General features: G+C 41.7%; 13 protein-coding genes and 1 riboswitch. Of the genes, 5 read left to right on the forward strand and 8 right to left on the reverse strand.

Features of this window, described 5'->3' with window-relative positions; translation table 11 throughout:
* Positions 1 to 161 precede the first annotated feature (161 nt).
* Complete coding sequence (locus tag BMY70_RS11670; protein ID WP_090335338.1) at positions 162 to 839, reverse strand: ABC transporter ATP-binding protein; 678 nt, start codon at positions 837 to 839, stop codon at positions 162 to 164.
* 123 nt (positions 840 to 962) lie between these two features.
* Between BMY70_RS11670 and BMY70_RS31675 the strand changes: the two genes are divergently transcribed.
* Complete coding sequence (locus BMY70_RS31675; protein WP_218148619.1) at positions 963 to 1,232, forward strand: four helix bundle protein; 270 nt, start codon at positions 963 to 965, stop codon at positions 1,230 to 1,232.
* Between the two features lie 35 nt (positions 1,233 to 1,267).
* Here the strand turns inward: BMY70_RS31675 and BMY70_RS11680 are convergent, their stop codons facing one another.
* On the reverse strand, positions 1,268 to 2,518 hold the full coding sequence (locus BMY70_RS11680) for an efflux RND transporter periplasmic adaptor subunit (RefSeq protein ID WP_090335513.1): 1,251 nt from the start codon (positions 2,516 to 2,518) through the stop codon (positions 1,268 to 1,270).
* Between the two features lie 492 nt (positions 2,519 to 3,010).
* Between BMY70_RS11680 and BMY70_RS11685 the strand changes: the two genes are divergently transcribed.
* Complete coding sequence (locus tag BMY70_RS11685) at positions 3,011 to 4,375, forward strand: sigma-54-dependent transcriptional regulator (RefSeq protein ID WP_090335339.1); 1,365 nt, start codon at positions 3,011 to 3,013, stop codon at positions 4,373 to 4,375.
* 159 nt (positions 4,376 to 4,534) lie between these two features.
* Positions 4,535 to 6,484, forward strand: a complete 1,950-nt coding sequence (locus tag BMY70_RS11690) for a glycoside hydrolase family 127 protein (RefSeq protein WP_090335340.1) — start codon at positions 4,535 to 4,537, stop codon at positions 6,482 to 6,484.
* 80 nt (positions 6,485 to 6,564) lie between these two features.
* Here BMY70_RS11690 and BMY70_RS11695 read toward each other — a convergent pair whose 3' ends face one another.
* A complete protein-coding gene (locus BMY70_RS11695; RefSeq protein ID WP_090335341.1) occupies positions 6,565 to 7,482 on the reverse strand; it encodes an LEA type 2 family protein in 918 nt (305 codons plus the stop codon).
* 292 nt (positions 7,483 to 7,774) lie between these two features.
* On the opposite strand from BMY70_RS11695, the gene BMY70_RS11700 reads away from it, so the two are divergent.
* Entirely contained in the window at positions 7,775 to 8,314 is a 540-nt protein-coding gene (locus tag BMY70_RS11700) for a YciE/YciF ferroxidase family protein (RefSeq protein ID WP_090335342.1), read from the forward strand.
* Positions 8,315 to 8,463: 149 nt separating this feature from the next.
* Here BMY70_RS11700 and BMY70_RS11705 read toward each other — a convergent pair whose 3' ends face one another.
* From BMY70_RS11705 to thiM, 5 genes are all read right to left on the reverse strand, one after another.
* A complete protein-coding gene (locus BMY70_RS11705) occupies positions 8,464 to 8,964 on the reverse strand; it encodes a pyridoxamine 5'-phosphate oxidase family protein (protein WP_090335343.1) in 501 nt (166 codons plus the stop codon).
* A 126-nt stretch (positions 8,965 to 9,090) separates the two neighbouring features.
* The gene (tenA, locus tag BMY70_RS11710; RefSeq protein WP_090335344.1) at positions 9,091 to 9,741 is read right to left on the reverse strand and encodes a thiaminase II; all 651 of its coding nucleotides are present in this window, start codon (positions 9,739 to 9,741) and stop codon (positions 9,091 to 9,093) included.
* A 24-nt stretch (positions 9,742 to 9,765) separates the two neighbouring features.
* A complete protein-coding gene (gene thiD, locus BMY70_RS11715; RefSeq protein WP_090335345.1) occupies positions 9,766 to 10,590 on the reverse strand; it encodes a bifunctional hydroxymethylpyrimidine kinase/phosphomethylpyrimidine kinase in 825 nt (274 codons plus the stop codon).
* On the reverse strand, positions 10,587 to 11,201 hold the full coding sequence (thiE, locus tag BMY70_RS11720; protein ID WP_177197006.1) for a thiamine phosphate synthase: 615 nt from the start codon (positions 11,199 to 11,201) through the stop codon (positions 10,587 to 10,589). The genes thiD and thiE overlap by 4 nt, the downstream gene beginning before the upstream one ends.
* A 19-nt stretch (positions 11,202 to 11,220) precedes the next feature.
* On the reverse strand, positions 11,221 to 12,012 hold the full coding sequence (gene thiM, locus BMY70_RS11725; RefSeq protein WP_090335347.1) for a hydroxyethylthiazole kinase: 792 nt from the start codon (positions 12,010 to 12,012) through the stop codon (positions 11,221 to 11,223).
* A 78-nt stretch (positions 12,013 to 12,090) separates the two neighbouring features.
* A riboswitch (TPP riboswitch) is annotated at positions 12,091 to 12,183 on the reverse strand.
* 108 nt (positions 12,184 to 12,291) lie between these two features.
* Between thiM and hxpB the strand changes: the two genes are divergently transcribed.
* Positions 12,292 to 12,942 carry a hexitol phosphatase HxpB gene (hxpB, locus tag BMY70_RS11730; protein WP_090335348.1) on the forward strand — a complete coding sequence of 217 codons (651 nt, stop codon included), beginning with the start codon at positions 12,292 to 12,294 and terminating at the stop codon, positions 12,940 to 12,942.
* Positions 12,943 to 12,967: the final 25 nt, after the last annotated feature.

Consider the following 12,967-nt stretch of genomic DNA (forward strand, 5'->3'; position numbering starts at 1 on the left):
AGATTTTATGAGTTGACATGGATGCTTACAGCAGAGTTTGATTTTCCTCTATGTGACCCTGTCTGGCTAATAGTTGAAAAGAGGTTTAGTATTTCAAAAAGGATTTTGAAATACTAAACGCAAAAAAACATCGGAGACTCCCGGAAATATCCGGTGATTATTTAAACATGTATTTTTTCCGTAACCACCTTACCATCAAATAAATTGACAATTCGGTGAGCAAAACCTGCATCGTACGGGGAGTGAGTAACCATGATGATCGTTGTTCCCGCTGCGTTCAACTGGCTGAGTAAGGCCATCACTTCTTCCCCATTTTTGGAGTCAAGGTTACCAGTCGGCTCATCTGCAAGTATTGTTTTCGGCGTGGCTACAACCGCACGTGCAATGGCTGTACGTTGTTGCTGCCCCCCGGAAAGCTGCTGCGGAAAGTGATTGCGGCGGTGCATCATATTCATGCGGGTCAATGCTGCCTCCACTTTTTCCTTCCGTTCAGCCGGAGGTGTTTTAAGATATAACAACGGAAGCTCGACGTTTTCATAAACCGTTAGTTCGTCGATTAGATTGAAGCTCTGAAATACAAAACCGATATTTCCTTTACGGATCTGAGCGCGTTGGCGTTCAGACATTTTACCAACCTCTGTGCCGTAGAATTCATACGAACCGTCACTAGGATTATCCAGCAAGCCGAGAATGTTCAAAAGTGTTGACTTCCCGCAACCGGACGGTCCCATGATAGCAACAAATTCACCGTCTTTGATTTCCAGATCAATCCCATTCAGGGCGGTGGTTTCTACTTCCTCGGTAGAAAAGATTTTCTGTAAGTTGTCAATTTTGATCATATTTCTTGGCTGTTGGCTGTTAGCTGTTAGGCTTTTAGCTTGGTTATGGGTATTTCTTACGTGTTGGCTTGTTACTGTTTATTATGTCTTTGTTCTTAATTACATATATCTGTTTCTAAGGCGATGAAAGATTATAAAGATCTACTTGTCTGGTTAAAGAGTCATTTATTTAAATTGGCGATATATCAGTTTACTAAAACTTCCTCAAAGGAAGAAAAATATGGTCTGACAAGTCAAATCCGGCGTTGCTCTGTTTTAATTAATCCAATATCTCAGAAGGCTGCGGAAAATTATCTAATAAATAACTCGCTCACTTTCGCGCTGTTGCAAGCGGATCGGCCTCAGAACTGGACTATCAACTTATGCTTTCAAAAGACCTTCTTGATATTTTAGTTTATAAGCACCTTAATCAAAAGCTAACAGCTAGATTAAAATTCAAGTACTTCATTATCCCCAAAGTTCTCATACGAACTTGTGATTACTTTTTCACCTGGCTGCAAACCTTCCAGTACTTCAAAATACTCAGGGTTTTTGCGTCCTAATGTGATTTTACGTTTTGCTGCACGTTTGCCGTCTGAGCCTAACACATATACCCAGTTTCCACCAGTTTCAGAGAAGAATCCACCGACAGGCAATAAAGTCGCTTTCGAAGGTTGCCCCAGCTGCAGTCTGATCGGAGCAGATTGTCCACGTTTGATTAACTCAGGAGCGCCGCCTTTTTCAAACTCCATATCCACTTCAAATCTACCGCTCAATACCTCAGGATATATTTTGATAATTTTAAGATTATACGCTTTCCCATTGAAATCCATACTTCCCTGCAAACCTGCAAATATCCTGGAAATATAATGTTCATCGACGCTGACGCGCATTTTAAAACCGTTTAGATCATCAATTTGTCCAATATTCTGCCCCTGATTGATGTTCGATCCCACTTCCACATTCATAGACGAAAGCATACCTGAAACCGGCGCTTTTACAACGAGATTATCAAGTGTTTGTCTCCACAGATCCACATTTTTCTTGGTGTTTGAAAGCGTTCCTTCCAATTGTGTGATCTGCATTTTGGCATTTTCCTCCTGATATTTCTGCGATTCAATTTCAATTTCGCGCTGTTTCGTCAGACGTTCCAATTCCCTTTTTGTTTTCAAAAAATCGGCATCAGGGATTACTTTATCTTTGTACAATTTGATATTACGGTCATGTGCATCTTTCGCCTGATCGATTTGAAAATCCAGTTCGCTCAAACTTTTCTGCAAAGTAAAACGTTCAACACGAAGACGTTGACGTGTATTTTGCAGATCATTTACCAATCGGCTCGCTTCGGTTTCAGATTGAAGAAAACTCAATTTCAAACTCTGGTTTTCAAGCCTGAGAAGGACGTCCCCTTGTTTCACCATGTTACCGCCTTCGATTAGTTTCTGTGTTACATAACCACCCTCGATCGCATCAAGCTGGATGGTTTTCAGTGGTTGAACAACACCGGTAACCACGATGAACTCATCAAATTCGCCTTGTTTTACAGTTGAAATTGTAAGCTTGTCCTGCTGGACATTCAGTTTACTTCTTGTATCGGCGAAGAAAAATTGATATACCAAAAAACTCACCAGCAACAGGCTGCCTGCAATAATGCCAATTCGGCGACTGTTCCAGAATTTCTTTGGTTTCTGTCTGTCCATTGTCGAACCTCCTGTGAAATTAGATCCGTTGCTTCCGGAAACTGGTGTTTTAACTTCCATTATATTGTCAGGCTATTTTTTATCTTAATTTTCTAGTTTCCTATTTTACATCCAATCCTTGTGCCAGCAGCAGGGAAACCACACAACTAATTGATATTCAATAAAATTAAAACTTGAAGCATTGCCTTACCTGTTCGTTATCGGACACTTTTGTTCGGCTTCGGACAAGCGAAAAAAGCTCTTCCGGGGAGTTACGATAAAGCATTTTATAAAATTTATAAAAAAGCGCTGACCTCGACACGTTTCAAAAATTTGAAGACTAACCGCAAAAATATAATTTGCGTTGTCGAATATCGACGGGAAAGATTATAATTCCTGTCTTCGTAACTTAAAATTTACACAAAAAATAGGCAATATTGCTTAATGATTTAATTATCATTGCGGTCCTGCAACAAAACCATTAGCCATACTTATTTAGCCAAGCCTACTTATATGCTCCTCTCAGAAGCCAAAATACTGATCATAGACGATGATGTCGACGTGCTTAGTGCCGCAAAACTGCTCTTAAAACGCCACGCTAAACTTGTTGATATTGAAAAAAATCCGCAAAAACTTCCTTTTCTGGTAACCAACGGAACGTATGACCTGATTCTTCTGGACATGAATTTCACACGGGACGTCAATAGTGGCCGCGAAGGGTTTCACTGGCTTGACAGGATTCTTGATATCAATCCGAATATTAAAGTCATCATGATCACCGCTTATGGTGATATTGAAATGGCCATTCGTGCAATTAAATCCGGCGCTACTGATTTTGTTTTGAAACCATGGGAAAATGATAAATTGGTTGCAACGATCGAAGATGTTTTAAAAGAGAAAAAAGGGGAAAAACTGGCTTCTGCGACAGAAGAAAAAACGGATACGAAAAAAGAAAAATCTTCCTCGGATGCCATAATCGGGCAAAGCGATGCTATGCAGCATGTATTGAAAACTTCCGAACGCGTTGCAGCGACGGATGCCAACGTTTTGATTCTGGGCGAAAATGGCACCGGAAAAACACAATTAGCCCGTTATCTACACCAACATTCTCAGCGTTCGGAGAAGCCTTTCGTGGTCGTAGATTTAGGTGCATTAAGCGATTCGCTTTTCGAAAGCGAACTTTTCGGACATGTAAAAGGAGCATTTACCGACGCCAAAGAAGACCGCGCCGGTCGTTTTGAAGAGGCCAAGGGAGGAACTATATTTTTGGATGAAATTGGTAACCTGACGCTGTCGCTTCAGGCAAAATTGTTGACGGTTTTGCAGGAAAGAAAAGTAACACGCGTCGGTTCGAATAAGTCAATTCCTTTGGATGTTCGATTGATCTGCGCTACGAATATGAATATCGAAACGATGGTAAGCGATAAGACTTTCCGCCAGGATTTATTTTACCGGATCAATACAATTGAACTGGATCTGCCTCCACTTCGCGACCGTCCGGAAGATATCGCGCCGCTAGCCGAATTTTACCTGAAACAATTTAGAAAAAAATACAATCGCCCCGTGAATGATATCAGCAGTGCATTAATTAAAAAAATGCAGCAGTATAACTGGCCGGGAAATATCCGTGAATTGCAGCATGCGATCGAAAGAGCAGTAATTTTATCACAGGAAAAAACCTTGCAGCCCGACGATCTGTTTTTGAAAAATTCAGGCGGACAGCCCACCACGGCAACAGGTTTTGATCTGGAAGATATGGAAAAAAATATGATCGTTCAGGCACTGAAGCGGTTCAACGGCAACATTACCGACGCCGCACGAGAATTGGGTTTAAGCCGTGCCGCTTTGTATAGAAGAATGGAAAAATACGGATTGTAATCGCCGAGAATTAAACGGCAATGATACATTTTAAGGAAAATGGGAATATGAAACACGAGGATCTGAAAGCCGATCGCTGATGGGAGAAAGCCTCCCTGGCATATTTTTTTGGCCCTTTTTCGTTATGATACCAGAACTTCTCATTTCAATCCATATCTAATGATAAAGTATTGCCAGCTGATTCTTCTTCTATTGATAACGCAAATTAGTATTGCACAAAATAAATCAATCCAATCGGTACTGTTAAAAAACGTCAAACTTAGTCAGGGATTCTGGCATGAAAGACTCGAAACAGGAAGGAATGTAATGCTTCCGCATGTCTTTCATCAATGCGAAGAAACAGGGCGAATCGACAACTTCGCAGTGGCCGGAGGTTTGAAAAAAGGTGTTTTTCAAGGTACAAGATTTGATGATTCTGATGTCTTCAAGGTTGTGGAAGGTGCTTCGTATTCGTTGCAAAATCACTACGATCCAAAACTGGATAAGTATCTCGACAGCTTAATTACACTTTTTGCCGCTGCTCAGGAACCCGATGGATATTTATATACCATCCGGACAATTAACAAAGACACGACCGGATCCTACGACTGGATTGCAGGTCCTACACGTTATTCTTTCGAAAATGGCAGCCATGAGCTCTACAATGTGGGGCATCTTTATGAAGCTGCTGTTGCCCATTATCTGGCAACAGGAAAAAAATCGTTATTAGATGTAGCAACGAAAAATGCAGATCATCTGGTAAAAACCATCGGACCGAAACCAGGACAGATGATCGTCGTTCCGGGTCATGAAGAAATCGAAATTGCGCTTATTAAATTGTACCGCACAACAAATAAAAAAGAATATCTTGACCTTGCCCATTTCTTTGTGGATATGCGGGGAAGATCAGATAAGCGGCCACTATTTTTAGATGAACACCGCCTCGGTCCGTCTTATTTTCAGGACCAAAAACCAGTGGTGAAGCAAACTGAGGCAGTTGGTCATGCTGTTCGTGCACAATATCTATACGCCGCGATCACTGATATGCTTACTATTGAAGATAATCCTGCGTATAGCAACGCTGTTCACAAGATTTGGGATGACGCTACAACCAGAAAACAATACATAACCGGTGGTGTTGGCGCAAGAGAAGATGGCGAAGCATTCGACGCGGCTTATGTTTTGCCAAATGATAATGCCTATGCGGAAACCTGCGCAGCAATCGCCAATCTGATCTGGAACCATAAAATGTTCCTTTACACAGGCGAATCCAAGTATATGGATGTTTTCGAACGTGTTCTTTACAATGGGTTTCTGGGTGGAATGTCCGTTTCCGGAAATCAGTTTTTCTATGTAAATCCGATGGCTTCCAACGGGATTAACGATTTTGGAAGAGGAACCGGCGCTACCCGTCACGAATGGTTTGGCTGCGCCTGCTGCCCAACTAATGTCACAAGATTTTTACCTTCACTTCCCGGATATGTTTATGCAACAAAGGCTAATGAGCTGTTTGTAAATCTTTTCATGGATAGCGAATCGGAGCTAAAGCTTGATCAGGCATCGGTAAAAATTAATCAGAAAACGAATTATCCGTGGGATGGAAATGTAAAAATTACAGTAACTCCTTCCAAAACTTCCGCGTTTCCGCTCTCGATAAGAATTCCGGGCTGGGCAAATGCGCAGGCAATTCCGGGCGATCTGTACACTTATCAAAACAAAGAAACCAAAGCCGTTAAGGTCACAGTCAATGGCAAAAATATACCTGCGACGATTGAAAATGGGTATTTGAAATTGTCACGTACCTGGAAATCGGGCGATGTTGTGACTGTTGCTTTGGAAATGCCGGTTAGAAAAGTATTAGCTAATCAGAACATTAAAAATAACAACGGCAAAGTCGCAATCGAACGTGGCCCTGTTTTGTACTGCGCCGAAGGTAGCGACAATAATGGAAAAGCGCTTTCTATTGCAATAACCAACGACCAAACTTTTAACGCTGAATATCAAAAAGATTTTCTGGGCGGATTAACAGTTTTGAAATCTACCGGAGACAAATCGGCAACGCTGATTCCTTATTATGCGTGGGCAAATCGGGGAGCCAATGAGATGACGATTTGGTTTGAGAATAAATGACAGAATTAGTCGATGATAGAATTTTGAATATTTGAGAATTTTATGTCCACAGGGTTTTGAGACTCTGTGGATTTTTCTTTTTATTTCTCTAGGTTCTCCTTTAGTTTTTCAAGATCTTTTAATTCACCTTCCATAATTAAATCCATTTCACTGTTTTGCATCATTTCGTTTTCTGAAACAACTCTGCATTTAAACCGCATCTTAAATGGAAGACTTTTTCCTTTAAAAACAAGCTGCCCCGCTGTTTTTAAAGTCTTTCCCATATCCACCTCAACAGGTATCTCATAAATCTCAGTACTTTTTGCTCTCACCTTTGTGACGCCTTTTACAGATCCTTCTGCAAGATTTTCCTGGCTTCCCAAGTCAAAAACATAGGATGGATTCTGGAATTCAACAGAAAAAGCATTTGGATTGATAAGTTTCATACGGATCAAAAGTTCCGATTTTGTCAACCTGAATTTCTCCATATCAAATTCCTCCATTTCGACTTTCGGCAAACGAATCAACGGAAGTCTTTTGTCAAATTCAAAATGCAGCGTGTCCTTACCGAGAAATGGTTTCTCAAGATTCAGCACCGCTGTCAAATGATAATCTGCGCTATCAGTTCCTTCTTTTCCCTTGTGCTCGCTAACATCAGCCAGATTTTTTATATTAATCTGAGTTGGTAGATCGACAACGGTGCTGTCGTCTGACTTTATTTGCAGACGATCGGCATAATCACTCTCGATAATCCTGACTCCGTCCAGATCGACTGTATACCTGAAATTTTTCGCTGTTATTCCAACTGGTAATGGATTATGAACCAACAATTTAAGTGATAAATCCATTTTATTATCCGTGATATGACTAATTTTCGAAATAGCGAATTCTATCCGGGGATTCAGGCCGGAAACAGGATTTTCACTTTTTGATTTATAAAAGTAGAAACCAAGTCCTCCCAAAATAAGTATCGCGATGAAAATCAATAATCCTGTTGGTGTCTTTGAACGTCTGGTCATTAGGAACTTTCTAGTTGTTTTGGTTCGGGCAGGGCAAAAATTATTCCCTCCAAAAAGATGTCAATCCATGCTTGACCCAAACACCAAATCTGCGAATAAAACCGAGATCTTTTAAAAATTGTCGCGCTTTGCGGTCAAATAAATATGAAATTGGGGATATATGTCTTCATTAAAATTTCAAAACCAGCTCCATTGAATTTCCGCCCATCTGGTATGAATGTTTATAATATTAACCCGTACAATCGAACACTTCAACTACTTACAATAAACTAATTATTAAACAATTAAGCTTATGAAAACTGCAAAAAGTAAAACCACAAAAACAATCAATGAAGCCGATCAGGAAAAACTGACAGAGCTTTTTGTGGACGGGTTAAAGGATATTTATTGGGCAGAAAAGCACTTAGCAAAAGCATTGCCGAAAATGGCAAAAGCCGCTACATCAGAAGAATTGAAAGCTGCATTTGAGGCGCATACTACCGAAACAGAGGAGCATGCCGCTCGTTTGGAAGAAATCTTTGGGTTGATCGGAGAAAAAGCACAGGCGAAAAAATGCGCAGCGATGGAAGGATTACTGGAAGAGAGTGATGAGATCACAAAAAGTACGGATAAAGGAACAATGGTGCGTGATTGCGGACTGATTATGGCGGCACAAAAGGTTGAGCATTATGAAATCGCTTCGTACGGAACGTTGAGAAATATCGCCAGGACACTTGGCCACGAAGACGTCGCCGCAATTCTTCAGACTACACTTGACGAGGAAGGTGAGACAGATCACAAATTAACAGACCTTGCGGAATCTTATGTAAATGAGGAGGCAGGTCAGGAATAATTTAATTTTTGAAAAAAACCGCCGGTCGTAAATCTTACGGCTGGCGTTTTTTTGTTCAATCCGATTGAATAGATATCAAAAAGCCGGCTAAATATTCGCGTAATGAATATTTAGCCGGCTTTTTGATCGCTTAAAACATAGATGAGATATTACGCCAGATCTAATTTTCCGTGATCTCCGGGATCACTCTGATGACCAGTGACAGCTGCCTTAACCATTGAAAAGAAGACAACCATTTTTGACGAGGGACTGTCCCAATATGCCGCCTCTTCTGTGGTAACTTTCAGGACAACCAGATTCGGATCATCTTTGCCTTCCGGAAACCAGGCTTTTGAAAGCGGACTCCATAATTCTTCTTTTTTTGCCTCATCGTGCACAATCGATGCCGTCCCGGAAACGCTCAGATAGGTATTATCACCAGGATGGGAATAAATCAGCGTCACAGATTCTCCGTTTTCCGTCTCACTTCCTATTTCTGTTTGACGGCTTGTAAAAAACCAAGCATTTCCTTCACTGTCAACGTCCAGCGTTGTCATGGGCCGGGATTCAATTTTACCATTTTCGCAGGTGGTATACATGCAAAAACGAATATCTTCAACAAGTGATTTCAGTTTTTGTATCGCTTCTTTACTTTCAAGATCCTTTTCCATGATTATTTCAATTTTAGTCTGTTATGAATAGTAATTAACAGACCGGATTAAAATAACCGTTCCAAACGAGGCTCAGGCTTTGTTTCTGACATATTTTAAAACAAATGCGTTTGGCCTGGGTTGAAACTATACCGGCCAGGTTTCAAGGCGATACGCACTGTCCCAAAATATATATTCCAATTTTGAGGCCGTCAGGTAAGCTTCGGTCATTTTCTGTCTGGTTATCTCGGAAGCCTGCTCCGCCAGTGTATTACAAATGTCAAGTGCTTTGTTTACGGAGACCGCAAATTCTTCACCTGCATAAGCGTCAATCCAGTTTTGATAAGGATTTGGCGTCGTTTGATTTGCATAAATATGATCGCCAACTTTTTTATAAATCCAGAAACAAGGCAGCAGCGCGGCCACAGCAACCTCAAATGATTCGAAAGCACTTGCCGTCAACAGATAATTCGTGTAGGCAAAACAACCTGGTGCTTTTCCACTTTCGAAATCAATAGCATATTCCTGAAAATAACTTTCGTGCAGCACGCGTTCCACAATTATCGCGTTTTGGGCAAATAACAGGAAATCCAGCAATTGCTGACTGCTATTGGCTCTGGTTCCCGCGGTTGCTAAGGCCTTCGCAAAATCAGCAAGATATAGTGAATCCTGGTAAATGTAAAACTTGAATTTTTCTATCGGCAATGTTCCATTCTGCATCTCCTGATTAAATGGATGAGCCAGAATATTATCGTAAACTGGTAAAGCAGCGTTCCAAAGATGGTCTGTAAATTTCATGAATTTGTTAAAAAATGTATTTGATCACAATGCTATGATTTTCATAACCTGTGGAGAAAAGGAATGATTAAGAGGTCCCGAGCCAGATCCCGTTTGAACATTTTTTCCAGCCCCGATCGCCTCTGCTACATATTTTTTTGCCAATCGAATTGACTCAGGTAATGAATTTCCAAGTGCAGCGTACGTCGCGATTGCTGAGGAAAGCGTGCATCCGGTTCCATGGACATTCCTGCTCTCGATATAATCACTTTCAAAAATTTCAGGCTGGCTGTCTTTTTCGGAAAACACGTCAAAGAGTTTTGGCGCTACCAGATGACCTCCCTTCAATAAAACACCCTGACAGCCCCGGCTGATCATTTCGGACGCCGCCGCAACCATCTCATTTACATTTGTGATCTCACGGTCAACCAAAATCTGAGCTTCGTCCAGATTCGGCGTGATCAAAGTGGCGCGCGGAAATAATTCTTCCCAAAGCACTTCAATAGTTTCATCCTGAATTAGCTTGGCCCCACTTGTTGATACCATAACGGGATCAAAAACGACAAATCCAGGCTGAAACCGGTCAATAATTTCTGCGATGACATATGCCGCTTCAATCGTATTGATCATACCGATTTTTACAGCATCAACCTTAATATCTTCAAAAACTGCCTCTAACTGACTTTTCAAAAAAGACGGAGGAACGGCGTGAATGCCTCGAACTCCCTGCGTATTCTGAGCAGTAAGCGCGGTAATCGCCGACGTACCGAAGGCACCCAGAGCGGCGATCGTTTTTAAATCCGCCTGAATCCCTGCCCCGCCACCACTGTCAGATCCGGCGATGGTCAATACGGTTGGATATCTGTTCATTGATTTATAATTAAAGCCTTTAAATATTTCGCCGCCTCATATGGTGATTCTGCACTGCAAATGGCAGAAATTACTGCAATTCCATCTGCGCCGTTTTTCACTGCGTCTTTCGTGTTTTCTGCATTAAGGCCTCCGATGACGACGAGCGGATGTTTACTATGCTCTCTCACCCACTTCAAACCTTCCATCCCCCAGGGTTCCGAATGATCTGTTTTTGAATGAGTTGCAAACAAAGGACTGACAGCGAGATAAGTCAAATCCATCGTCTCTGCCTCCAAAATATGTTTTCTGTTTTCTGCTGAAAGACCGATAATTTTTTCATCAGGCAGTAAGTCTTTAAGCATAGAATATGGTATATCGCTTTGCCCAACATGGACACCTTCGGCATCGCAGGCAAGCACTACATCTACACGGTCATTAATGATCAGCGGGACATTATACGGAGCCAGTAAATCTTTCATACGTTTGGCTCTTTCAATAAATGCTCTGGTCTCTAAAAATTTTTCACGAAGCTGAACCATGGTGACGCCGCCTTTTACAGCCTCTTCAACAACCCAGAACATATCTCTTCCAAGGCAGGCAGACTCATCCGTAACGAGGTATAGTTGCATTTTTATTTTTTTAATTCAATCACTTAACAACCGCCAAAAGCTCCAATTCCTCCGCCGTAATTTCAGCCAGCGCATCTAAAAATGCAATCTGAAAAGATCCGGGCGACTGCGCTTTTTCAAATGCTTTTTCGCCACAAACTCCCATTGTCACTGCGGCGGAGACGGCTGCCTGAAAAACATCCGGCTGAATGGCACAGAAGGCACCGGCAATTGCAGAAGCCGAACACCCCATTCCCGTCACCCTTGTCATCAAAGAAACGCCATTTTGAACATAAGCTACTTTATCACCGCTGACGATAACGTCCGTCGCGCCGGATACACTGACCACACATCCAAATTGCTCGCTTAATAATTTTGCAGCCTGTAAACTGTCTGTTGAATTTGTCGTACTATCGACCCCTTTCGTCTGGACATTCGCACCCGCCAAAGCAAGAATTTCTGAGCCATTCCCACGGATCAGCGTTGGCGGTGCCGAAGTTAGCAGTTCTGATAATACAGAATTTCTATAAGGCGTCGCCCCTGCGCCAACCGGATCCAGTACAATCGGCTTATTCAATTTTCTGGCAGCAAGCATCGCCTTTTTCATTCCTTCCACCCATTGTGGAGAAAGTGTTCCAATGTTCACAACCAACGCTCCGGCAATCGATACCATGTCTTCAACTTCCTCTGCAGCATGGGCCATAACCGGTGACGCACCTATTGCCAGAAGTGCGTTGGCTGTATAATTCATCACAACAAAATTTGTGATATTTTGCACAAGAGGCGATTTCGCTCTCAGTTCTGTAAGATTTGAAGCTATTTTAAAATTCATCTTAGCCGGGATTTGGAAAAAAACAAACCGAATTGGCGCCAGGCAGCGGTTCCCGAAAAGAGATAACAGAAAGAAGAATTCTGTATCAACGCTTTTTCCTACGACAGTATTAACTGTTTCAGGTTCAAAGGGTATTTCTCAGTCCAAATTGGGACACCCCTAAAGCCATTCTTAACTGCGAATGTAGTAGTTTTGATGATTATTAAAAACAGAAAGTATTTTATTAACTGCTTTCTTCGCTCTTACTGACTCACATTTTAAAATTTCTTTTTTCCAAAAATGATTAAAGCGGCAATATTTGACATGGATGGATTGCTTATTGATTCAGAACCGATCTGGACCGAAGCAGCCACCGAAGTGATGCAAAAAGTAAACTTCAAACTGACCCATGATCTAAAACTCCAAACCACAGGCCTATCAATAAAATTGTTTCTAGAGTTCTGTTACCGAATCCAGCCCTGGAATACGCCGGAGCGTGACGAACTTGAACATGATATATTAACAATCGCCACGAGAAATATCATCGCTCACGCCAAACCGATGCCCGGAGCGATTGCTCTGGTAAAAAATCTTTATGCGGAAAATATTAAACTTGCAGTTGCTTCCGCTTCCCATATGGAGCTGATTGAAGCCGTATTAAAAAGACTTGAAATTATCGATTATTTCCAAACCTGGCATTCCGGCGAACTTGAAGAGCACACGAAACCTCATCCGGCTGTTTATATTTCAACTGCTGCCAAGCTTGGAATCCCTGTACACGAATGCATTGCTTTTGAAGATTCTTTCACCGGACTACGTGCCGCGCATGCTGCTAAAATGATCACGATATGCGTTCCGAATCCGGAAGTTTATGATGATCCGAAATTTGATCTGGCACATTATAAACTCAGATCGCTCGAAGAATTTGATATTCTGGCTGTTGGCGTTTAAGAATAAATACGATATTAGCTTTTGA

This window comes from Dyadobacter koreensis, assembly GCF_900108855.1.
GTDB classification, from domain to species: domain Bacteria; phylum Bacteroidota; class Bacteroidia; order Cytophagales; family Spirosomataceae; genus Dyadobacter; species Dyadobacter koreensis.

Coding starts and splice junctions, on each gene's coding strand:
- BMY70_RS11680 (WP_090335513.1), bottom strand. CDS start 2,518: ATGGACAGACAGAAACCAAAGAAATTCTGGAACAGTCGCCGAATTGGC.
- BMY70_RS11690 (WP_090335340.1), top strand. CDS start 4,535: ATGATAAAGTATTGCCAGCTGATTCTTCTTCTATTGATAACGCAAATT.
- BMY70_RS11695 (WP_090335341.1), bottom strand. CDS start 7,482: ATGACCAGACGTTCAAAGACACCAACAGGATTATTGATTTTCATCGCG.
- BMY70_RS11670 (WP_090335338.1), bottom strand. CDS start 839: ATGATCAAAATTGACAACTTACAGAAAATCTTTTCTACCGAGGAAGTA.
- BMY70_RS11685 (WP_090335339.1), top strand. CDS start 3,011: ATGCTCCTCTCAGAAGCCAAAATACTGATCATAGACGATGATGTCGAC.
- thiE (WP_177197006.1), bottom strand. CDS start 11,201: ATGCAACTATACCTCGTTACGGATGAGTCTGCCTGCCTTGGAAGAGAT.
- thiM (WP_090335347.1), bottom strand. CDS start 12,012: ATGAATTTTAAAATAGCTTCAAATCTTACAGAACTGAGAGCGAAATCG.
- BMY70_RS11705 (WP_090335343.1), bottom strand. CDS start 8,964: ATGGAAAAGGATCTTGAAAGTAAAGAAGCGATACAAAAACTGAAATCA.
- hxpB (WP_090335348.1), top strand. CDS start 12,292: ATGATTAAAGCGGCAATATTTGACATGGATGGATTGCTTATTGATTCA.
- BMY70_RS31675 (WP_218148619.1), top strand. CDS start 963: ATGAAAGATTATAAAGATCTACTTGTCTGGTTAAAGAGTCATTTATTT.
- BMY70_RS11700 (WP_090335342.1), top strand. CDS start 7,775: ATGAAAACTGCAAAAAGTAAAACCACAAAAACAATCAATGAAGCCGAT.
- tenA (WP_090335344.1), bottom strand. CDS start 9,741: ATGAAATTTACAGACCATCTTTGGAACGCTGCTTTACCAGTTTACGAT.
- thiD (WP_090335345.1), bottom strand. CDS start 10,590: ATGAACAGATATCCAACCGTATTGACCATCGCCGGATCTGACAGTGGT.